Source organism: Nocardia sp. BMG111209, assembly GCF_000381925.1.
GTDB lineage: Bacteria > Actinomycetota > Actinomycetes > Mycobacteriales > Mycobacteriaceae > Nocardia.
Window position 1 is genome coordinate 1,007,410 of sequence record NZ_KB907309.1, and the last position, 20,751, is coordinate 1,028,160.

The following is a 20,751-nucleotide window of genomic DNA, read 5'->3' on the forward strand; positions in this document are numbered from 1 at the left end:
GTAACCTTCCCCCTATGGAAGCGACCAGGGGGCTACTCGACGACCTCGATACCGCCGGGCTGAACATGGCACTTTCCGAGGCAACCTGCCGCGGTGTGGCGGTCGATGTCGCAAACGACCGGTTACACCTGGAACTCGAAGTGCTCACCCTCCCCCTCGACGGTCCGCCTCCGGAGGATCGCGTGATCCAACTGGCCCTCACCGGTGTCGGCCGGGTCGCCGCGTCGCTGCGTGTCCAGTACTGGGACGAACTCGATCCGAAGGTGTTGCCGCTGACCCTGGACGGGCTCAGCGAGGCCGCCCTCGGTTTCGGGGGCGCCGCCCTGCACGGCTGGGAATTCATCGACACCGACGACAGCGGCTGGTCGCTGTGGCGGGAACTGCTCAGCTTCGACACCGTCGTGAGCGACGCGCCCCCGCGCCACGTGCTGGAATTCAGCCTGCAGGAGGGCACCGATCCGCGCGAACTCGATGTGCGGGTGTGGTTCGAGAGCGTGGAGGTCGCCACGCAGGACGGCCTGCCCGTCGCGCTCCCGGAATTCATCGCCGGCAGCCGCCGGTGGTGGAAGGCGCACGACGCCTGTGACCCACGCACCATGCTCCCGGATGTGGCTCCCCCCATGTGATTTCGCGCACCCGGTACGCCGCCGCCGCGGGGCGCCGGACGCGACGGCCGCCCAGCTGCCGGAATGGAGGGGCGCGGCCTCGAGTTGCACGGGAGCGGGTGTACGAATGATGGTTGGGTGCGCTCGAACCCTTTGACCGAGTGCACACAGCCCGACATCAAGGAAGGGACAACGTGGCTGAGTACACGCTGCCAGATCTGGATTACGACTACAGCGCTCTGGAGCCCCACATCTCCGGGCAGATCAACGAGCTGCATCATTCCAAGCATCACGCCGCCTACGTGGCCGGGGCCAACACGGCGGTCGAGAAGCTCGAAGCGGCCCGGGAGGCCGGCGATCACGGCGCCATCTTCCTGAACGAGAAGAACCTCGCCTTCCACCTGGGCGGGCACGTCAACCACTCGCTGTGGTGGAAGAACCTGTCCCCCAACGGCGGTGACAAGCCGGTCGGCGAGCTGGCCGCCGCGATCGACGACCAGTTCGGTTCGTTCGACAAGTTCCGCGCGCAGTTCACCGCCGCCGCCAACGGTCTGCAGGGCTCCGGCTGGGCGGTGCTGGCCTACGACACCCTGGGCCAGAAGCTGCTGACCTTCCAGGTCTACGACCACCAGGCCAACTACCCGGTGGGCATCGTCCCGCTGCTGATCGTCGACATGTGGGAGCACGCCTTCTACCTGCAGTACAAGAACGTCAAGGCCGACTTCGTCTCCGCCTTCTGGAACGTGGTCAACTGGGCCGATACCCAGGAGCGCTTCGCGCGGGCCGTGTCGCAGGGCAAGGGTCTCGTCTTCGGCTGATCCGCCGACGGCACACCGGCGAGCCCGGATCCTCCTCGTGAGGATCCGGGCTCGTTCGTGTTTCGGCCGGGTTACCAGCGAATTGGCACTCTCCGGGACTTGTGTGCCAGGCATTGTTCGAGGCATTCTCGGGTACCCAGTGATCATCGGCGACGCGTTCGCCACTTTGCGGACCGCCGCCGGGTCGACTCGGCTTCTGGAGGTCCACGATGCGCGCACACGACGACCAGGTGCGGATAACTCCGTTCGGACTGCACGGATCGCTGCGGGGATTCGTCATCGCCGGGCGCTGGCCCGACACCACCAAGGAATGGGCCCAGTTGCTGGTGCTGGCGGTGCGGGTGGCGAGTATGCCCGGCCTGCTCACCACCTCGACGGTCTTCGGCGCCCGCGAGGAACTGCCCGACGATCCGCAGCCCGGCACGGTCGGGCTGGTCCTGGCCGAGGGCCCGGTACTCGGCGAGGAGGCGCTCGCACCCGGCAGATTTGCCGATCATGTGCCACCGGCGCTGATGATGCTGCATCCCCCCTCCGAGACCAGGCCGTCGCTGCCGGAGTGCGCGGGCGCGGCGTCCGGCTGCGTCCTGCTGCCGGGGGTGCCGCACCTGGGCCTGTCGCATCGCGCGGCCTGGGTGGAGGCGGAGCTGGACGGCACCGTCACCTCGATGATCAGCCGGGTCGGCGTGGACCCGATCAGTGATCCCGACACTGCGGTTCTGGCCATGCTGCTGGCCGCGTGAGGTGACCGGAACCCGCGCAGCAGGGTAACCGAACTTATCCGGCCGGATCCCCAAACTTATTGTGCGCTATGCGATCTCGCGCACACGCGGTTGGCGGATCCGGACCCTTAGGGTAGGCTTGGTCCCAGCGAAGGGGAGTAGCCCGCAATCGCACGGTCGACATACTGGTCCCATCCGGGATCCGGCCCTGCGAACCGGATCGGATTCCGGTGGGCGAGACCTTCGGCCGATGACCGATACCGAATTCCGTTCGGATGCGTCGCCGGCCGAGGGCATCCGTCTTTCGGCCGGTGGGGCGGCCGGGCGGTGGGGAGCCCTACATGATCGCCACCATTTTGCTGAGTTTCGGCATGCTGTTCCTCGCCGAACTCGGCGACAAATCCCAGCTGATGGCGCTGACGTTCACGTTGCGCTATCGGTGGTGGGTGGTGTTGATCGGGATCAGCGTCGCCAGCGTCGTGGTCAATCTGCTCGGCGCCGGCGTCGGGCATGTGCTCGGTACCGCGCTGCCCACCCGGGTCATCGCCCTGTGCACCGGTCTGGTGCTGCTCGCGGTCGGTGCGTGGACGCTGTACGACAACCGTCCCGGCCACGAATCCGGCGACGAGGAGATTCCCGCGGAGCGGCCCGGCCGCGGCCTCGTGGTGGTGTTCTCCGCATTCCTGATCGCGGAACTCGGCGACCGCACCATGTTCGCCACCCTCGCGCTCGCCTCCGGCCACAACTGGGTGGCGGTGTGGATCGGCGCGGTGCTCGGCATGGTCGCCGCGGGCGGGCTGGCCATCGCGATCGGCGCGACCGTCGGCCGGCATCTGCCCGAGCGGCTGATCGCCATCGGATCCGGATTGCTGTTCGGCTACCTCGGTTTCGACACCCTGCTCACCGCGCTGGTATCGGACCTGAACCGGCCCACCGGACTGGCGCTGGCGCTGGTCGTCCCGGTCCTCGCCGGAGGTGCGCTGTGGCTGGCGGACCGGCGGTCGTCAGGGCGCGTCGATACCGAAGAGCTCACCGCCGCGATGGACGAGTTCGAGGATGGGTTCGCGCAGTCCGCGCAGTCCGTCCAGGTCGCCGGCTGCGATGCGCGCGGTGACCATCGCGCTGATCGCGGCCACCAGGGTGGTGCAGGCGAAACGCTGCGCTGAGGTGTTCGCGCCGAGCAGCTCCACGATGACGTCGACGAAACCCTCCTGCAGTTCGACCCGGCGGGCGATCGCCTTCGAGCCGACCGCGTACACCTCGACCAGATACAGCCGCGCATAGGTGGGTTCGTCGGCCAGCGCGTCGAGATACGCCCGCAGCAGCCGGTCCAGGCGCTGTTCCGGATCGGCCGCCGCGGTGCGGGATCGGGCGGCGCCGGTCCGGTCCAGCATCATCTCCACCGCCCGCTGGTAACCCGCCTCGAAACAGTCCTCCCGGGAACGGAACTGCTCGTAGAAGGTCTCCCGCGACACCCCGGCCCGTTTGATGATGGTCGCGACGGAGGTGCCCACGTAGCCGTTCTCGGCCATGGCGGCGGCCATCGCGCCGAGGATCCGCTCCCGTTGCGAGGCGATCACCGTCTCCCGGGACAGACCGTGGCGACCACGGGGTAGTTGACGGGTGATACCGGCCGAGGGGGGCATGACGAGCAACTCCATTTCGGTTCACGACGGGCCGTGGATCCCGGCACTGCCCGTCGACGGGAACGTTGCGGACAACTAGGCGGGCCGATCCGTGCGGCGGGAGCGGGCCGGCTGGTCGGTGGTGAATCCGGCCGGCTCGGTTCGCGCGATCGCGACCGCATCGCCCACACCACGACGTAGCGCCAGGTCTATTACCCATTGACCGAGCGGTCGAAACGGCAGGATCACGCCGACCCACCATGGTGATACCACCCGCCGTGAGCGGCGGGCCAGTGCGCGCTCCAATGAGTCGATCGCGGGTCCCAAAGGCGCCACCCCGGAGACGGTGGTCCGGCCCAGGATGGCGTGCGCCGCCGCGGTGCCGAAGCCGCGCTCGGTCATATCGGTGTCGAGTTCCGCGAAGTACGCCGTGCCGACCCGGGCGCCGGTGTGCCGGATCTCGTTGCGCAGCGTGTTGGCCAGGGCCTCCGCCGCCGCCTTGGAGGCGCTGTAGGCGCCGGCGAGGGGCAGATGGATGGCCGCGGCCAGCGACGACATCACGAGCAGATATCCGCCGGCGTGCGCGAGATGCGGACCGGCGGCGCGCATCGTGTAGTAGACGCCGAGCACGTTCACCGCGAACGTCTCCTCCAGCACCCGCGGATCGCCGCCGACGAGCGCCAGCTGCCGCGCCACCCCCGCGTTCGCGACCACCGCGTCGAGCCCGCCGAGCTCACCGACGAGCGAATTCACCACGCGCTCCACCTGGGTCGGATCGCCGATGTCGCAATAACGCCAGGGCGCCTCGCCGCAGTCGTGCGCCACCTCGGCCAGCAGTTCCGCCTCGATGCCCAGAACCGCCACCCGGGCGCCGTGCGCGTGCAGTTGCCGGGCCAGGGCGGCCCCGATGCCGCGGGCCGCGCCGGTGATCAGAATCCGTTGCCCGGCAACGGTTTTTCTACGCAGTGGCACGCGGCGCCGGAACGCGCGATCCACACGGGGGTGCATACCGCAGACCGTACCACCGATGAACAGAACTGTTCGCCGATGCGGATCGGCACCGCGCCGCCCACCCGTCGTGACCGCGTCCGGAATGCCGGTTAATGTGCGTTGACGGAGGGCCAGCGAGCCATCGTCAACGAGAGGATCTTTGCCATGGAGATTTCGGGCTCCGCCGCAATCATCACGGGGGCCGCGTCCGGGCTGGGCGCCGCGACCGCCAAACGCCTCGCCGACCTCGGTGCCACCGTCTTCGGGCTGGATCTGCCGCAGTCCATCGAGCGGGCCGGGGACAGCGTGCCCGGGGGTGTGACCCTGCTGCCCACCGACGTGACCAGCGGTGACGAGGTGGCCGCGGCGATCGCGACCGTGGTCGGATCCGGTGTCCCGCCGCGCATCGTGGTGAACTGCGCGGGTGTCGGCTGGGCCGGGCGCATCCTGTCCAAGAACGGCCCGCACGATCTGGAGCTGTTCCGGACGGTCATCACCGTGAATCTGCTGGGCAGTTTCAATGTGATGCGGCTGGCCGCGGACGCGATCTCCAAGACCGACACGGTCGACGAGTACGGGCAGCGCGGCGTCGTGATCAACACGGCCTCGGTCGCCGCGTTCGAGGGGCAGATCGGCCAGATCGCGTACTCCGCCTCCAAGGGCGGCGTCGCCGGCATGACCATTCCGGCGGCGCGCGACCTGGCGCAGTTCGGCATCCGGGTGAACACCATCGCCCCGGGCATCATCGATACCCCGATGCTGGCCGGTGTCACCGAGGAGTACCGCAAGGGCCTGGAGGCGGGGGTCCCGTTCCCGTCGCGGCTGGGCCGCCCGGACGAGTACGCGCAGCTGGCGCAGTACATCGTGGAGCACGACTACCTCAACGGCGAGACCATCCGGATGGACGGCGCGCTGCGCATGGCGCCGCGCTAGCGAGCGTCCACGATCCACGGGCCCGTCGTGCACTGTCACGGCGGGCCTGCCGCGTATCCGGGGAACGGTCGTCCGCTCGGCGCGGACCGCCTGTGCGACGTCACATCCCGGCCCGTCCGAGCGGGTGGCGGCGCTTACCATATCGGTTCGCAACCACTGCGTGCAGTGCGGTTCACGGTCTTGTCGGGGGCAGGGCCCATACTGCTACACGTGTATTCGGGCAGTGGTGACCGCGACGGTCGCGAAGACGAGGGTGGGCACGACGAGCCACGAGCGGCCGCGGCGTGCGAGCCCGCCGGATACACCGCTGCCGCGCCGTCCGGCGCCTATGTCGACGCCCGCGCCCTGATCGGCTGCCGCCATCGGCTGCATCTCAACTCCGCCCACCCCGAGGTCCTCACCGGCGTCACCGAGGATGTCGGGGTGATGCAGCGGCGCGAGGCCGCCACCGCCCATCGCGAGCGGGTGCGCGATCTGCTGATCGCGGCGGAGCCCGGCCGCTGGACGGTGATCACCCCGGACCGGCCGGCCGGCGCCCGCGCGGCGGACACCATGCAGGCGTGTGCCGAAGGGGCGGAACGCATCTGGGGCGCGCTGCTGCCGCAGGAGCCGGAGACCGGGCGCCGCGGCGGGGTCGAGATCCTGCTGCGCGACGACGACCGCGGCGGCTACATCCCGATCATCGTGGTCAACCACAAGGTCACCGATCCACGCCAGCCCGATCCGGCCGAGCACCACCCGCTCACCAGCAGCCTGCTGGACTGGAAGCCGCGGCCGGACCGCACCGTTCGCGTCCGCACCCAGCCCCGCGATCAGCAGCGGCTGGTGCATCTGTACCGGATGTTGCAGCGGCACGGGCTGGCGAGCCCCGCGCTGGTGGGTGGCGCCATCGGCTTCCACGCCGATCGGGTGCTGATCCACGAACTGGGCCCGCTGCTCGACGACTACGACCGCCGTTACGCCGACCGCATCGCGGTGGTGCGCGGTGAGCTGCCGACCGTGCCGTCCAAGGTGCCGGAATGCCGGCAGTGCCCGTGGTGGACCCGCAGCGAGGGTCCGGACACTCCCAGCTGCGAGCGCTGGCTCGTCGACCATCACGACGTGAGCCTGGTCGCCGCCGGATCGCGGGCCGAGGTCCTGCGCCGCCACGATGTGGAGACCATCGAGGATCTGGCGAACTGGACCGGCGACGCCCCGGACGACTGGCAGTACGAGCCGTTCGAGGAGGCCGTCGTCACCGCGCGGGCCTGGATGTCCGGCGCGCCGCTGGTCCGCCGGGTCGAGCGACTATGGGTGCGCCGCGCCGATGTCGAGGTCGACGTCGATCTGGAGAGCTATCAGGAGTACGGCGCCTATCTGTGGGGCACGCTGCTCGACGGCGTCTACCGCCCGTTCGTCAGCTGGGATCCGCTGCCCACCACGGACGAGGCCCGCTCCTTCGCGGAGTTCTGGACCTGGCTGATGGATATCCGCGCCGAGGCCGTCGCCGCCGGGAAAACCTTTGCGGCCTACTGCTATTCCCGCACCGCCGAGGACAAGTGGCTGTACGAGTCGGCCCGCCGGTTCGCGGGCCTGCCCGGCATCCCCACCGAGGCGCAGGTGCGCGAATTCGTCGACGGCGCGCAGTGGGTCGACATGTTCGAGGCGGTGTCCACCCAGTTCATCTGCCCGAACGGCAAGGGACTCAAGAAGATCGCGCCGGTGGCCGGATTCGGCTGGCGGGATCCGGAGGCCGGCGGCGAGGCGTCGATGAGCTGGTACCGGCAGGCCGTCGGGTACGACGGTCCGCCGGATCTGTCACAGCGCACCCGGCTGCTGGAATACAACGAGGACGATGTGCGCGCCACCAAGGCGCTGCGCGACTGGATGTACCCCACCGAGTCCGGCGGCCGCAGCGCCGAAGCCGAAGTCCCGGCGATGGCGGACTTCCGATAGCGCGTCCGGGTGACCCGCCGGGCGGCCCGGCCGCTCGTCGTACTATGTCGACGTGACCGATCACGTCGAACAATTGGAATTCCAGGCCGAAACCCATCAGCTGTTGGAACTGATGATCCACTCGGTCTATTCGAACAAGGACACATTCCTGCGGGAGTTGATCTCGAACGCGTCCGACGCGCTGGACAAACTCCGGCTGGAGTCGTTCCGCGACAAGGATCTCGCGGTCGACATCTCCGATCTGCACATCGACCTGGCGGTCGACACCGAGAACCGGATCCTCACCGTCCGCGACAACGGCATCGGCATGTCGCGCGACGAGGTGATCGATCTGATCGGCACGCTGGCCAAGTCCGGCACCGCCGAGCTGCGCAGACAACTGCTGGACGGTAAGTCCGACGCCGCCGCCGAGGAGCTGATCGGGCAGTTCGGCATCGGCTTCTACTCCACCTTCATGGTCGCCGACCAGGTCACGCTGACCACCCGCCGGGCCGGTGAGACCACCGCCACGCGCTGGGAGTCGAATGCGGGCAGCTCCGGCTACACCATCGAGACCCTGGCGGGAGACGATGCGCGGCTCGCCGCGGTACCGCAGGGCACCTCGGTCTCGCTGCGGCTGAAGCCGGCCGATCCGGAGGACCACCTCTTCGACTACACGCAGGAGTGGAAACTCCGCGAAATCGTCAAGAAATACTCGGATTTCATCGCCTGGCCGGTCCGGATGCAGGTCGAGCGGACCATCACCGAGGGCACCGGCGAGGACGCCGAAGAGAAGACGATCATCGAGGATCAAACCCTCAACTCGCAGAAGGCGCTGTGGACCCGGCCGCGCAGCGAGGTGTCGGAGGACGAATACAAGGAGTTCTACAAGCACGTCTCGCACGCCTGGGACGATCCGCTGGAGATCATCCCGATGAAGGCGGAGGGCACCTTCGAATATCAGGCGCTGCTGTTCCTCCCGTCGAGCGCGCCGTTCGACCTGTTCACCCGCGAGCACAAGCGCGGTGTGCAGCTGTATGTGCGCCGGGTGTTCATCATGGACAACTGCGAAGAGCTCATGCCGGAGTATCTGCGCTTCGTCAAGGGCGTGGTGGACGCGCAGGACCTGTCGCTCAACGTGTCCCGCGAGATCCTGCAGCAGGACCGGCAGATCCAGATGATCCGCAAGCGGCTGGTCCGCAAGGTGCTGTCGACGGTCAAGGATCTGCAGAACGCCGGCCGCGAGGCCGACGGCGACGAGAGGTATCGAACCTTCTGGGCGGAATTCGGCCGGGTCCTGAAGGAGGGCCTGCTGTCGGACTTCGACAATCGCGAAACCATCCTGCAGGTCTCGTCGTTCGCGTCGACGCATTCCACCGAGGAGCTCACCACCCTCGCCGCCTATCTCGAGCGGCTGCCCGAGGGCCACGACAAGATCTACTTCATGACCGGTGAATCCCGGTCGCAGATCGAGAATTCGCCGCATCTCGAGGCGTTCAAGGCCAAGGGTCTGGAGGTGCTGATCCTCACCGATCCGGTCGACGAGATGTGGGTCGGCTCGGTGACCGAATTCGACGGCAAGCAGTTCCAGTCCATCGCCAAGGGCGAGGTCGACCTGGAGACCGAGGAGGAGAAGAAGTCCTCCGAACAGCTGCGCGAACAGCAGGAGAAGGACTTCGGCGAGGTGCTGAAGTGGTTGCAGCAGGCCCTCGGCGAGAGCGTCAAGGAGGTCCGGCTGTCGTCGCGCCTGACCACCTCGCCCGCGTGCGTGGTCGGTGACGTCTTCGATTTCACCCCGCAGCTGGAACGCATGTACCGGGCCTCGGGCCAGGAACTGCCGCAGACCAAGCGGATCCTGGAGTTGAACCCGGCGCACCCGCTGGTCACCGGCCTGCGCGACGCCTACGGCAAGAACCGGGCCGAGGCCGACGCCGGTACCGACGCCGACCTCACCGCGACCGCCGAATTGTTGTACGGCACCGCGATTCTCGCCGAGGGCGGCGAGCTGAAGGATCCGGCGGCGTTCGCGAAGATCCTGACCGAACGGCTGACCAAGACCGTGTGAGCGAACGGGTCCGCGCCACCCCCGGCGGTGGCGCGGACCGTCCCTCGTGGACCGTCACCGGGACCGGTTAGGGTTGTCCCAAACCGTGTGGCTCGTGGGCAGGCGCATCGGCTGACGACCACCCCGCCCACGGCGAACCAGCATGACGGAGGGCCTACCCATGGGGTTGTTCACCAAGCGCTCGCGGCGCGCGAACCGCAAAGCCGAGGCGAAAGCCCTCAAGCACAAGGCCGGCTTGGAGGCCAAGCTCGGCGCCCGCAACTCGCGCCGGCGCGACCGCGCCGAACTGCGCACCCAGCGCGATGTAGCCAAGCAGCAGGTGGCGACGCTGAAGGCGCAGGAGAAGGCGGCACTGAAGGCCGCCGCGAAGGCCGAGCGGGATCTGTTCAGCATCGGTCAGGTCCGTAAATACCTGGGGGTGGCCCGGATTCTGGTGCCGGTGCTGGCCCCCCTGGCCTATCGCGCGGCCACCTTCGTGCGCGGACAGCTCGACACCCGGCGCGCCCAGCAGTTGGGTATCGGTGTCGACCAGCTCGCCGAATACTCCGGCCCGGGGGCGAGGCTGCAGGTGCGCATCGCCAACGCCGGGCAGACCCTGGCCGAGCTGGAGCAGAAGGCCGAGCAGAAGCGGCCCGAGACCGCCGGCCGCGCCCGGGGCAAGAACGGCAACCGCGACGACGAGACGGCCCGATTCGCCGCTGCCACCCGCGACCGCCTCGACAGCCTGACCGCCGCCATCCGTACCGCCGACCGGATGCCGCCGACCCGCCGCCACGCCGTCTACGAGTCGATCTCGAACGAGCTGGCCGAGGTCGAGGGCGATCTGCTGACCCGCCTCGGCGTGCACTGATCCCGCCGAGCACCCCGCCCGAGACGTAATCCGATGCCTTCCGGTGACCGGCACCGATCGCCGACCCCGGGCCACGCGCCCGCCGGGTCCCGATCGGCGTTGCGTACCGGAGCTCCGGCGACCGGCGCGGACCGTCCCACACAGCCGGACAGCCGAGCGACGACGCCTCGCACATGCCGGCGGCCGGCGGACAACCGGTCGACACCCCGGGCACATCGTCGGTCGGTGGACAGCCGGACGACGCCTCGGGCACAAGGTCGGTCGGCGGACAACAGGACCGCATCGAGCCGGCTCCACCTCGAGCGCACTGCCACCGGCCGCGCCGATACCGGGCTCGCGGGTGTGCGCGGCGGCGCGGTCGGCGTCGTCTCCGCCGGCCTGGCGGTGGCCGCGCACGGGCTCGCCGGTGGCGGTTTCCCGAATTCGACCGCGCTGACGCTGCTGATCGCCGTCGCCGCGGCGGTGGGGGCGATCGCGACGACTCTGCCGTCGCTCGCGCTGGCGACCGGCCGGGCCGGCTTGCTCGCCGCTCTCGCGGCCGGTCAATGGGCCGGGCACCAGGCGCTGGCGGGGCTGATCGGGCACGAACATGCCACGGCCGCCGCCACATTCACGCCGGGAGTAGCGGCGCCGGCGGTGTTCGCCCGGTCCGGGCACGCCATGCTGGCCGCCCACGCGGTGGCGATCCTGCTGTGCGCGCTGCTGCTGGTGGCGGCCGAACGGCTCTACTCCGTTGTCTCCCGGGCGATCCGGGCCGTCGTCGATCGTCCGCGCCCGCCGTCCCCGGCGCCGGGCCCGCTCCGCCGGCCGGACAGCCCGGTCCCGCTTCCTCGCTTTCTCCACCTCGGCGCGATCGCTGCGCGCGCGCCGCCGGTGCCGGCCTGATCCGCCGACACCTCCGCGATCCCGTCCGGGATCCGCACTCCACAGAGAAAGCAGCATCCTCATGTCTGTTGCGCTGTCGCGCGTCCTGCTCGCCTCCGGCGCCGTCGCCGGGCTGACCCTCCTGGCCGCCGGGACCGCCGCCGCCCACGTCACCGCCGACGCCCCGGGTGCGACCCAGGGCGGCTACGGGGTCGTCACCTTCCGGGTGCCGACCGAATCGGAGACCGCGTCCACCACCAAGTTGTCGGTCCAGCTGCCGGGAGTATCCTCGGCCCTCACCGAACCGCTGGCCGGCTGGACCGCCAAGGTCGACAAGAACGACAAGAACCAGGTCGTCGCCGTCACCTGGACCGCCGACCCGGGTAATCCGGGTGTCGGCCCGGGACACTTCCAGCGCTTCGTCCTCTCGGTCGGCCTACTGCCGAAACAGGATTCGGTCAGCCTCCCGGCATCCCAGACCTACAGCGACGGCAAGGTCGTCGACTGGAATCAGCCGATGGGCCCGGACGGTCAGGAGCCGGAACATCCCGCGCCGATGCTGACCCTGGCCGCGGGCGGTGGCGACCACCACGGTCATATGGACGCCCCGGCCGGTACCCCCGCCGAGGCCGCCGGGCACGACGACGATCACGGCTCCGACGACACCGCGCGCTGGCTCGGCGGGATCGGCCTGGCGCTCGGCGCGCTGGGCGCCGCGCTCGGGCTGGGCAGTGTGCTGCGGGGCCGGCGGTCATGATCCGGAAACTGCTCGCCGGCCTGGTCGCCGGGCTGCTGTTCGGCGGGCTCGCGGTCTCGGCCGCGGGCCCGGCGGCCGCGCATTCGATCGTGGTGTCGACCGATCCGGCCGACGGTGCCCGGCTGGACAGCGGACCGGCCCGGGTCAGCCTGACGTTCAACGAGAATCTGCAGACCAGCTTCCCGGCGCTCACCGTGGTGGGCCCGGACGGCAACCTGTGGTCCAAAGGACAGCCGACCATCGCCGGGCCGGTGATCAGCGTGCCGGTCGGTGAGCTGGGACCGGTGGGGACGTACACGGTCGCCTACCGGGTGACCTCCGCCGACGGCCATCCGGTCAGCGGCACCCGCAGTTTCACGCTGACCCGGGCCGGGACCGGCGCCCCCGGGCCGAAGGCGGCCGATGCCGACGGTAATCCGGTGGCCGGCAGCGGTTCCGGCGGCGTCCCGCTGTGGGTGTTCATCGTCGCCGCGGTCGTGCTGTTCGGCGGCGGACTGCTGTTCGCGTTGTTCGGTGGGCCCCGCGGCCGTGGGAAGGGCACGGCGACGTAGTGACCGGTAAGACGACCCACGGCGGTTTCGGCGCCCGGCGTTCGGCACTGCTGCTGGTCGTCCCGGCCGCGCTGGTGGGCGCGGCGTGGGCCTGGATGCTGGCCACCCCCGATCCGGTGCAGTTCGAGGCGCCGATCCGGGGGCTGGCCGACTGCGCCGGGGCTACGGTGCTCGGCCTGGCCCTGCTACCGCGGTTGCAGGGTCCGGGGAGCCCACCGGCCTGGCGGCCACTGGCCGCGCTCGCCGGACTGTGGGCGATCCTGGAACTGGTCCTGCTCGGCTGTCAGGCGGCCGAGGTGGCGGGGGTGGCGGTGATCCGGCTGGGGGCCGGGCAGTTCGGCACCTATCTCACGAAGGTCAGCACCGGACAGGTCGGCATCGCGGTGCTGATCGGGACCGGCCTGATCGCCGCCTACAGTGCCGCGGCCTTCCGCCGGCCCGGACGCGCGGCGGCCGATCCGGTGCTGGTGTTCGCCGCGGTGACGGTGACCCTGCGGCCGATCACCGGGCACATGTCGCAGCAGCCGTTCGGTTCGCTGCTGGCGGCGGTGCACGCGCTGGCCGCGGCGGCGTGGTTCGGGCTGCTGGTGGCGCTGGCCGTGGTGATCCGCAGCCGCGGCGACTGGGCGGCACTGTTGCCGCAGTACTCGCGCTGGGCGATGCCGGCCGCGATCGCGGTGACCGCGACCGGCGTGTGCAACGCCCTGGTCCGGCTCGGCGGGCTCACCCCGCTGGTCACCACCGGATACGGCCACATCCTGCTCGCCAAGACCGCACTGCTGGTGGAACTGCTGGTCCTGGGCTGGTGGTGGCGGCGGACCTGGGTACCGCGGGCCGCGGCGCATCGGGTCAGTGCCGAGGGTTCGCTGCGACGCGCCGTGACCGAGGTACTCGCGATGGCGATCGTGTACGGACTCGCGGCCACGCTGGCGGTCACCGCCTGACGGTGGTTCGCCCCGCTCGGCGGTATCACCTCCGCGGGCGGTTCGCCGCCGTCTCGAGGCATCTCGAGAAATCCGGCAGAAAGGTCTCAGGGAGCCGGTGACCCAGTCGTGGCAAGCTTGCTCCCGTGACCGAAACAGCAAAGACAGTCGCCACCGCCGATCTCGCGGACGAGATCGGTCCCGACATCCGGAGTTGCGACACCCAGTTCACGCAGTTCGGTGGCCGCGCGGCGTTCGCGGGCCGCATCGTCACGATCCGCTGTTTTCAGGACAATTTGCTGGTCAAGCAGACCCTGGGCGAGCCGGGCGCGGGCCGGGTACTGGTCGTCGACGGCGGCGCGAGCGTGCACACCGCGCTGGTCGGCGACATCATCGCCGGTCGCGGCGTCGCCAACGGCTGGTCGGGGGTGATCGTGCACGGCGCGATCCGCGATTCGGCCGAATTGCGCACGCTGGACATCGGTCTGAAGGCGCTGGGTACCAACCCGCGCAAGAGCACGCAGACCGGATCGGGCGAGCGCGACGTCCCGGTCGAATTCGGCGGGGTCACCTTCACGCCGGGCGATATGGTGTACAGCGACCACGACGGGATCGTCGTCCGCGCCGAATGAGCGAGCGCCGGTCAGCCGACGGTGACGACCCGGACCAGGTGCCCGGCCAGCGCGACCACGTCACCGGAATGCAGCTGCCGGCCGCGGCGCAACTCGACTTCGTCGTTCACCCGGACCAGCCCCGAGGCGATCACCGTCTTGGCCTCCGCGCCCGATTCGATGAGGTTGGCCAGCTTCAAGAACTGCCCGAGGCGAATGACGTCGTCATCGATCGGCACATCGACTGGATCCGACATGGGTACATCATTACCTTCCCGCACGGGAGGAACCGAATCCGACCCCCGCGCCCGGGGCGTTCCCGAGCCGACCGGCCGGGCGAGCGGCGACGCGGACATACCCGGCGACCTTCTGCGATCGAGTGAGGACAACATTCACACTGGTGCGGTGACCTCGACGCAGGACCGGCAGTTCGGCACTGCCACACCACCGCCCGCCGACCGGCCGGGCGACCGGCGCGGCTCGGAATCGCCGGAGGTGCCCCACCGCGGCCACGGCCGATTCGGTGAGGTGCCGCATTTCGCCGGGCTGGTACTGGGGATCTTCGCGGTCCTGTGCGCGTTGTGGAGTATCTCCCCCGGGCTGCGCTACATCATCGCGGTGCCGCGGCGCTACATCGACGCCTATTACTTCGACGCACCGGAGACCAGCCTGGTCTGGGCACTGGTGATCGGGCTGCTGGCGGGCGCGACCGCCGGACGCAAACGGATCGCCTGGTGGCTGGTCGTGGGGTACATGGCGCTGTTCGCGGTCGCCAACACCCTCGACTTCGCCGACGAACAGGACTGGAACGCGTTGGCCGCGTTCATCGTCCACGCGGTGGTGGTGGTCCTGCTGATCGCCGCCTGGCCCGAGTTCTACACCCAGGTGCGCCGCGGCGCGGTGTGGAAGGCGCTCGGCGTACTGGCCGGCGGGCTGGCGATCGGCTGGCTGCTGGGCTGGGGGCTGGTGGAGCTGTTCCCCGGCAGCCTGCCGCGCGGCGTGGAACGTCCGCTGTGGGCGCTCGCGAAGGTCACCGCGACGATCCTGGTGGACACCAACAACTTCCGCGGCAGCCCGCGGCACTGGGTGAACCTGCTGCTCGGCCTGTTCGGCGCGATGGCGCTGCTGGCGGCCGCGATCGTGCTGTTCCGGTCGCAACGGTCCTCCAACGCGATGACCGGCCTGGACGAGTCGGCGCTGCGCGGCCTGCTGGAACGGTCCGACGTCGAGGATTCGCTGGGCTACTTCGCCACCCGCCGCGACAAGGCGGTGGCCTTCGCGCCGAGCGGTAAGGCGGCGGTCACCTACCGGGTGGAACTCGGTGTGTGCCTGGCCTCCGGCGATCCGATCGGGATGCGCGAGGCCTGGCCGCAGGCGGTCGACGCGTGGCTGCAGGTGGCCGATCAGTACGGCTGGGCGCCCGCGGTGATGGGCGCGAGCGAGCTGGGCGCCAACGCCTATCGCCGGGCCGGGCTGTCGGCGCTGCGCCTCGGCGACGAGGCGATTCTCGACACCCGGTCGTTCTCGCTGGCGGGCCCGGATATGAAACAGGTCCGGCAGGCGGCCAATCGGCTGCTGAAGCACGGCATCTCGGTCCGGGTCCGGCGGCACAGCGAGCTGTCCGACGCGGAACTACAGCGGGTGATCGCCCGCGCCGACACCTGGCGCGACACCGAGACCGAGCGCGGATTCTCGATGGCGCTGGGCCGTCTCGGCGATCAGCTCGACGGCAACTGCCTGCTGGTCGAGGCGGTCGGCCCGGCCGCACCCGACGCCGGGGTGGGCGACGACGGCGACGGCCGGGTGTGGGGCATGATCTCGCTGGTGCCGTGGGGCCGCACCGGGGTCTCACTGGATCTGATGCGCCGGGATCCCCGGGGCCCCAACGGGATCATGGAACTGATGATCTCCCAGCTGGCGCTCACCTCGGAGCAGTACGGCATCACCCGGGTCTCGCTGAACTTCGCGGTGTTCCGGTCGGTGTTCGAGGAGGGCGGCCGGATCGGCGCCGGTCCGGTGCTGCGGTTGTGGCGCGGGGTACTGATGTTCTTCTCGCGCTGGTGGCAGCTGGAGGCGCTGTACCGCTCCAACGTGAAGTATCAGCCGCTGTGGGTGCCGCGCTTCCTGTTGTTCGAGGAGCGCCGCCAGCTGCTGCGGGTCGGCGTCGCGAGCGCGCTGGCGGAGGGTTTCCTGCCGCGCCTCGGGAAACAGCCCGACGCCATGGAACACACCGGCCTGCATCCGGCGGTCCCCGCGGCCCTGTGCGGACTGCACGCCGACGGCAGCCCGCCGGAGCTGCCGCCCGCGGAACGGCAACAGGCCGTCGCCCGCCGCCCCGAACAGGTCCGGGTCCGCATGGACAAGGTGCGCCGGCTGGAGGAGGCCGGGATGGACGCCTATCCGGTGGCCTATCCCCCGACCCATGCCGTCGCCGCGGCCCGGAAGTCGCCGAAGGGCACCACGGTCCGGGTGTGCGGGCGACTGCTGCGCATCCGCGACTACGGCGGCGTCATCTTCGCCCTGCTGCGCGACTGGTCCGGGGAGATCCAGCTGGTCATCGATCGGGGCCGGGTCGGCCCGGCCCGGCTGCACGAATTCGACGGATTCTTCGACCTCGGCGATCTGATCGAGGTCAGCGGCCAGATCGGGCACAGCCGCAGCGGTGAGCTGTCGCTGCTCGCCGCGGACTGGCGGATGATCGGCAAATGCCTGCACCCGCTGCCCGACAAGTGGCGCGGCCTGGCCGATCCGGAGGCGCGGGTCCGGCAGCGCTACGTCGACATGGCGATCAGCACCGACACCCGCGAGGTCCTGGCCAAACGCAGCGCGGTGATGAAGGCGCTGCGCGACACCCTCACCGCCTGGGATTTCCTGGAGGTGGAGACGCCGGTGCTGCAACAGGTGCACGGCGGCGCCAACGCGACCCCGTTCGCCACCCACATCAACGCCTACGACCTCGACCTGTATCTGCGCATCGCCCCCGAGCTGTACCTGAAGCGTCTGTGCGTGGGCGGCGTGGAGAAGGTGTTCGAACTGGGCCGGGTATTCCGCAACGAGGGAGTGGACTTCAGTCACAATCCGGAGTTCACGATCCTGGAGGCGTACGAGGCGCACAGCGACTACGAACGCATGATGCACGCGTGCCGGCAGCTGATCCAGAACGCCGCGGTCGCCGCCAACGGCAGCTGCGTGGCCCTGCGGCCGCAACCGGACGGCACCCTCGCCGAGGTGGACATCTCCGGTGACTGGCCGGTGCGCACGGTGCACGGCGCGATCTCGGACGCGCTGGCCGAAACCGTCACCCCGGACACCGATCTGGAACGACTACGCGTGCTCTGCGACAAGGCGGGCGTGCCGTTCCAGTACGGCTGGGACGCCGGTCAGGTGGTGCTGGAGATGTACGAACATCTGGTGGAGTCGCGGACCGAGGAGCCGACCTTCTACATCGACTTCCCCACCTCGGTCTCGCCGCTGACCCGCGCCCACCGCAGCACCCCGGGGGTGGCCGAACGCTGGGATCTGGTGGCCTGGGGAGTGGAACTCGGCACCGCCTACAGCGAGCTGACCAACCCCCTGGAACAGCGCGACCGGCTCACCGAGCAGTCGCTGCTGGCCGCCGGCGGTGATCCGGAGGCGATGGAACTGGACGAGGACTTCCTGCAGGCCCTGGAATTCGCGATGCCGCCGACCGGCGGGCTGGGCGTGGGTGTGGACCGCGTGGTCATGCTGATCACCGGCCGCAGCATCCGCGAGACGCTGCCGTTCCCGCTGGTCAAACCCCGGACCTCCTAGGGCGGCGGGCACCGATCGCCCGGGTCCGTGCGGACCGGGCGAATCGGGTACGGCACAGTGAATGACATGCAACTCGTCTTCGTTCGCCACGCCCAGCCGCAACGGGTGGTCACGTCCACCGGGATCGCCGACCCGGAACTGACCGACATCGGCTGGGCCCAGGCCGCGCGGGTCCCGGCGGCGCTGGCCCACCATCGGATCGCCCGCGTGGTGAGCAGCCCCCAGCGCCGGGCCCGCGAGACCGCGGCGCCGCTGGCCGAGAAGCTCGGCCTGACGGTCGAGATCGTCGAGGGGCTGGCGGAATACGATCTCGGCCTGCCGCTCTACCTGCCGATCGAACAGGCCCGCGACAGCGACCTGAACACCCAGGCCGCGTACGAGCGGATCAAGGCCGGATATCTGCCGGAGTCGATCGACGCCGACGCCTTCGGCGCCCGGGTGCGGGCGGCCGTCGACGAGGTGATCGGCGCGGCCGATCCGGCCGATACCGTGGTCGCCTTCGCCCACGGCGGTGTGGTCAACACCACCTTGCAACATCTGCTGAATCTGGAACTGCCGCTGACCTTCCCGATCGACTACTGCTCGGTCACCCGAATCCTGCAGTCGCGCACCGGCCGTCGCACGGTGGCCACGATCAACGAGAACGGCCACGTCTGGGACCTGTTGCCACGCAATATCTCCCAGGCCTGATTCCGGCGTACGGTTCCCAGCCACCTGCCAGCGCACTGCTACACCGGTCCAAGCAACGCCCTGTTACATGGTTCCTGTGGCCGCCGGATCGGCGGCCGGACCGAACAGAGAGGCCCTACGTTGCTTTCCACCATGAAGTCCCGCCGGATGGCGGCCCGGATCGCCGTCGCCGGCGTCGTGCTCGCCGCCCCGCTGACCGCACTCGCCGTCTCCGCGTCCGCCGCCACCCCCGACTCGCCGCAGACCGCGATCTCCGTCGACTGGGATCACGATCACGACGGCGGCCCCGGCGATCACCGGGACCACGACGGCGGCCCGCGGGACCGCGATCACGACCACGGCCCGGATCAGCCGCTGCCGCCGATGCCGCCGACCGGCTCGTTCGGCTGATATCCGCCGATCGGCCACCGTGGAATTTCCACGGCGACAACGAGAGCCACATCCGCGCGGATGTGGCTCTCGGCATTTCAGCGGCCTGAACGCGAAAATCGTTGGCGCATTTAGGACATCACGTCAAGTCATTAGCCGCGATTCCCAGCGGACTTTAAGGTTGATCGCACGTGCCGTTCAGGTATCCACCCTTGCATGGAGAACCATGAGCCGTCGCACAGGCGTGACTCATGTTCTCGACAGAAAGGCATTCCGTTGCGCTCCACGAAGACAACTCGCGGCCGGCGGGTGACGGCCCGCATCGCGGTCGCCGGCGCCCTGCTCGCCGCCCCGCTGGCCGCGGTCGCCGCGCCGGCGCTGGCCGCCGCCGACGACGCCACCCCGAATGCCGTCGCGATCGACTGGGATCACGACCACGACCACGGCCCCTGGGATCACGATCACGACCACGGCCCCTGGGATCACGACCGCGACCACGGCCCCTGGGATCACGACCGCGACCACGGCCCGTGGGATCACGATCGTGACCACGGCCCGTGGCCGGGTGGCCCCGGCTACCCGCCGCTGCCGCCCACCGGCTCCTTCGGCTGACGAACAGCGCGGGCGCCCGGTAGTTTCCGGTCGCCGACAACAGCGAAGGCCACTCCCGCAACGGGAGTGGCCTTCGGTGTCTCGCGGTGGATCAGGCCATGCCGGCGATCCAGTTGTGCATCCAGCCGATCGCGGACTGCCCGCCGTCGACCTGATAGAAGCCGTAGGAGGTGTGCGCGCCGGAACCGTAGAAGTCGGTCAGCTGCTGCATCCGCTCCTTGTTGGCATCCTCGGTGAGCTGCGAGCCCAGGGTGGCCACGCCACCGTGCGCCATCAGGTCGCCGATGATCGAACCGGCCTCCATCTGGTACCGCCACAGGTTGATCGGGCTCGGATCCGACGCCTGAGCGAGGAAGCCCGCCATCCGGAACAGGTAGTCCTGGTCGTCGGTGGAGCAGTACAGATCGCCCTCGGCGCAGATGGTCCGCACCCGATCGCTGAGGAATCCGAACCCGCCCACGCGCGGCCCACCGGCGCCGGCGCCGCTGACCAGCGGGCCGACCTGCACATCGGTCGGCGACCGCCGCGGATCGGAGATCAGGCCCACGCCGGCCACCCGAGCGGGCGGCACCACGCCGATCCCGGTACCGATCTCGGCCGCGAGATCACCCGCGGCGTCGGCGCCCTGGCTGTACCCGACGATGGCGAAACGCGTTGCGCCACAACGGGCGGCCATACTGCCGATCAGGCCGCGCGCATTGTCGACGGCCTGTTTCTTGGACGCGCCGTAGATGTCGCCCTCCCACGGGAAGGCGGTCGCGGCGTAGTCGACATAGTCGACGTCCACCGACCCCGGTAGCCCGCGGGTCACGCCGGAGAGCATGCCCGGACCGGTCATGTCCTCCGGGCGATCCTTACCGGTCTCCCAAGTACCCGGGATCGCAACAACATACAGATCGGGGCACCCCGGATCGGCTGCCGCGACACCATTTCCGAACGCGATACCGGACATCGAGCCCAGCGTTGTTGCCGCGGCCACTGCGGTGGCGGCAGCAATCCTCTTCAACCGCATACTGCTCCAGTTCAGCCAGCCCGACCCTGGGGCTTCCGACCATGTTTGGGT

At 69.8% G+C, this 20,751-nt stretch carries 20 protein-coding genes and 1 pseudogene; 17 read left to right on the plus strand and 4 right to left on the minus strand.

The window, feature by feature from the left end:
• The first annotated feature begins 14 nt into the window (after positions 1 to 14).
• The 4 genes from G361_RS0135745 (at position 15) to G361_RS51975 (ending at position 3,308) form a co-directional block, all read left to right on the plus strand.
• Positions 15 to 626 (plus strand): hypothetical protein, encoded by a 612-nt coding sequence (locus G361_RS0135745; protein WP_019931951.1) that lies wholly within the window; start codon positions 15 to 17, stop codon positions 624 to 626.
• 173 nt (positions 627 to 799) lie between these two features.
• On the plus strand, positions 800 to 1,423 hold the full coding sequence (locus G361_RS0135750) for a superoxide dismutase (protein ID WP_019931952.1): 624 nt from the start codon (positions 800 to 802) through the stop codon (positions 1,421 to 1,423).
• Between the two features lie 209 nt (positions 1,424 to 1,632).
• Complete coding sequence (locus G361_RS0135755) at positions 1,633 to 2,163, plus strand: hypothetical protein (protein WP_019931953.1); 531 nt, start codon at positions 1,633 to 1,635, stop codon at positions 2,161 to 2,163.
• 320 nt (positions 2,164 to 2,483) lie between these two features.
• The gene (locus G361_RS51975; RefSeq protein WP_019931954.1) at positions 2,484 to 3,308 is read left to right on the plus strand and encodes a TMEM165/GDT1 family protein; all 825 of its coding nucleotides are present in this window, start codon (positions 2,484 to 2,486) and stop codon (positions 3,306 to 3,308) included.
• Between the two features lie 264 nt (positions 3,309 to 3,572).
• On the opposite strand, the pseudogene G361_RS51980 reads toward G361_RS51975, so the two are convergent.
• Together G361_RS51980 and G361_RS0135765 are read right to left on the minus strand one after the other, a co-directional pair.
• Positions 3,573 to 3,803 (minus strand): annotated as a pseudogene (locus G361_RS51980) (TetR/AcrR family transcriptional regulator); the annotation flags it as partial.
• A gap of 60 nt (positions 3,804 to 3,863) precedes the next feature.
• A complete protein-coding gene (locus tag G361_RS0135765; RefSeq protein ID WP_052172951.1) occupies positions 3,864 to 4,775 on the minus strand; it encodes an SDR family NAD(P)-dependent oxidoreductase in 912 nt (303 codons plus the stop codon).
• Positions 4,776 to 4,922: 147 nt separating this feature from the next.
• On the opposite strand from G361_RS0135765, the gene G361_RS0135770 reads away from it, so the two are divergent.
• The 9 genes from G361_RS0135770 to rraA all read left to right on the plus strand — a co-directional run bounded on the left by G361_RS0135770 (position 4,923) and on the right by rraA (position 14,246).
• Positions 4,923 to 5,690: an SDR family NAD(P)-dependent oxidoreductase gene (locus tag G361_RS0135770; RefSeq protein WP_019931956.1), complete on the plus strand. Its 768-nt coding sequence runs from the start codon at positions 4,923 to 4,925 to the stop codon at positions 5,688 to 5,690.
• Positions 5,691 to 5,900: 210 nt separating this feature from the next.
• A complete protein-coding gene (locus G361_RS0135775; protein WP_019931957.1) occupies positions 5,901 to 7,625 on the plus strand; it encodes a TM0106 family RecB-like putative nuclease in 1,725 nt (574 codons plus the stop codon).
• A 52-nt stretch (positions 7,626 to 7,677) separates the two neighbouring features.
• A complete protein-coding gene (gene htpG / locus G361_RS0135780) occupies positions 7,678 to 9,669 on the plus strand; it encodes a molecular chaperone HtpG (protein WP_019931958.1) in 1,992 nt (663 codons plus the stop codon).
• 160 nt (positions 9,670 to 9,829) lie between these two features.
• Entirely contained in the window at positions 9,830 to 10,519 is a 690-nt protein-coding gene (locus G361_RS0135785; protein WP_019931959.1) for a DUF6474 family protein, read from the plus strand.
• A gap of 225 nt (positions 10,520 to 10,744) precedes the next feature.
• Positions 10,745 to 11,404, plus strand: coding sequence for a hypothetical protein (locus G361_RS0135790; protein ID WP_155981960.1), 660 nt, complete (start codon positions 10,745 to 10,747; stop codon positions 11,402 to 11,404).
• 61 nt (positions 11,405 to 11,465) lie between these two features.
• Positions 11,466 to 12,140, plus strand: a complete 675-nt coding sequence (locus G361_RS0135795) for a YcnI family protein (protein WP_019931961.1) — start codon at positions 11,466 to 11,468, stop codon at positions 12,138 to 12,140.
• On the plus strand, positions 12,137 to 12,691 hold the full coding sequence (locus tag G361_RS0135800) for a copper resistance CopC family protein (protein ID WP_019931962.1): 555 nt from the start codon (positions 12,137 to 12,139) through the stop codon (positions 12,689 to 12,691). The genes G361_RS0135795 and G361_RS0135800 overlap by 4 nt, the downstream gene beginning before the upstream one ends.
• The gene (locus tag G361_RS0135805) at positions 12,691 to 13,635 is read left to right on the plus strand and encodes a copper resistance D family protein (protein ID WP_019931963.1); all 945 of its coding nucleotides are present in this window, start codon (positions 12,691 to 12,693) and stop codon (positions 13,633 to 13,635) included. Before G361_RS0135800 ends, G361_RS0135805 begins: the two co-directional genes overlap by 1 nt.
• A 125-nt stretch (positions 13,636 to 13,760) precedes the next feature.
• A complete protein-coding gene (rraA, locus tag G361_RS0135810; protein WP_019931964.1) occupies positions 13,761 to 14,246 on the plus strand; it encodes a ribonuclease E activity regulator RraA in 486 nt (161 codons plus the stop codon).
• 11 nt (positions 14,247 to 14,257) lie between these two features.
• Here the strand turns inward: rraA and G361_RS0135815 are convergent, their stop codons facing one another.
• Complete coding sequence (locus tag G361_RS0135815; RefSeq protein WP_019931965.1) at positions 14,258 to 14,482, minus strand: RNA-binding S4 domain-containing protein; 225 nt, start codon at positions 14,480 to 14,482, stop codon at positions 14,258 to 14,260.
• A gap of 148 nt (positions 14,483 to 14,630) precedes the next feature.
• Here G361_RS0135815 and lysX point away from each other — a divergent pair, with 148 nt between their 5' ends.
• The 4 genes from lysX to G361_RS0135835 all read left to right on the plus strand — a co-directional run bounded on the left by lysX (position 14,631) and on the right by G361_RS0135835 (position 19,688).
• Positions 14,631 to 18,017, plus strand: coding sequence for a bifunctional lysylphosphatidylglycerol synthetase/lysine--tRNA ligase LysX (gene lysX, locus G361_RS0135820; RefSeq protein ID WP_019931966.1), 3,387 nt, complete (start codon positions 14,631 to 14,633; stop codon positions 18,015 to 18,017).
• A gap of 66 nt (positions 18,018 to 18,083) precedes the next feature.
• On the plus strand, positions 18,084 to 18,707 hold the full coding sequence (locus G361_RS0135825) for a histidine phosphatase family protein (protein WP_019931967.1): 624 nt from the start codon (positions 18,084 to 18,086) through the stop codon (positions 18,705 to 18,707).
• Between the two features lie 132 nt (positions 18,708 to 18,839).
• Positions 18,840 to 19,097, plus strand: a complete 258-nt coding sequence (locus tag G361_RS0135830; protein ID WP_019931968.1) for a hypothetical protein — start codon at positions 18,840 to 18,842, stop codon at positions 19,095 to 19,097.
• A gap of 255 nt (positions 19,098 to 19,352) precedes the next feature.
• Positions 19,353 to 19,688 carry a hypothetical protein gene (locus G361_RS0135835; RefSeq protein ID WP_155981961.1) on the plus strand — a complete coding sequence of 112 codons (336 nt, stop codon included), beginning with the start codon at positions 19,353 to 19,355 and terminating at the stop codon, positions 19,686 to 19,688.
• A 91-nt stretch (positions 19,689 to 19,779) separates the two neighbouring features.
• Here G361_RS0135835 and G361_RS0135840 read toward each other — a convergent pair whose 3' ends face one another.
• Entirely contained in the window at positions 19,780 to 20,700 is a 921-nt protein-coding gene (locus G361_RS0135840) for a cutinase family protein (protein WP_155981962.1), read from the minus strand.
• Positions 20,701 to 20,751: the final 51 nt, after the last annotated feature.

What these genes read in the sequence shown, in the direction of transcription:
- G361_RS0135840 (WP_155981962.1), bottom strand. Translation starts at nt 20,700, where the DNA reads ATGCGGTTGAAGAGGATTGCTGCCGCCACCGCAGTGGCCGCGGCAACA.
- G361_RS0135825 (WP_019931967.1), top strand. Translation starts at nt 18,084, where the DNA reads ATGCAACTCGTCTTCGTTCGCCACGCCCAGCCGCAACGGGTGGTCACG.
- G361_RS0135765 (WP_052172951.1), bottom strand. Translation starts at nt 4,775, where the DNA reads ATGCACCCCCGTGTGGATCGCGCGTTCCGGCGCCGCGTGCCACTGCGT.
- G361_RS0135785 (WP_019931959.1), top strand. Translation starts at nt 9,830, where the DNA reads ATGGGGTTGTTCACCAAGCGCTCGCGGCGCGCGAACCGCAAAGCCGAG.
- G361_RS0135755 (WP_019931953.1), top strand. Translation starts at nt 1,633, where the DNA reads ATGCGCGCACACGACGACCAGGTGCGGATAACTCCGTTCGGACTGCAC.
- G361_RS51975 (WP_019931954.1), top strand. Translation starts at nt 2,484, where the DNA reads ATGATCGCCACCATTTTGCTGAGTTTCGGCATGCTGTTCCTCGCCGAA.
- G361_RS0135830 (WP_019931968.1), top strand. Translation starts at nt 18,840, where the DNA reads ATGAAGTCCCGCCGGATGGCGGCCCGGATCGCCGTCGCCGGCGTCGTG.
- G361_RS0135800 (WP_019931962.1), top strand. Translation starts at nt 12,137, where the DNA reads ATGATCCGGAAACTGCTCGCCGGCCTGGTCGCCGGGCTGCTGTTCGGC.
- G361_RS0135795 (WP_019931961.1), top strand. Translation starts at nt 11,466, where the DNA reads ATGTCTGTTGCGCTGTCGCGCGTCCTGCTCGCCTCCGGCGCCGTCGCC.
- G361_RS0135815 (WP_019931965.1), bottom strand. Translation starts at nt 14,482, where the DNA reads ATGTCGGATCCAGTCGATGTGCCGATCGATGACGACGTCATTCGCCTC.
- G361_RS0135745 (WP_019931951.1), top strand. Translation starts at nt 15, where the DNA reads ATGGAAGCGACCAGGGGGCTACTCGACGACCTCGATACCGCCGGGCTG.
- G361_RS0135770 (WP_019931956.1), top strand. Translation starts at nt 4,923, where the DNA reads ATGGAGATTTCGGGCTCCGCCGCAATCATCACGGGGGCCGCGTCCGGG.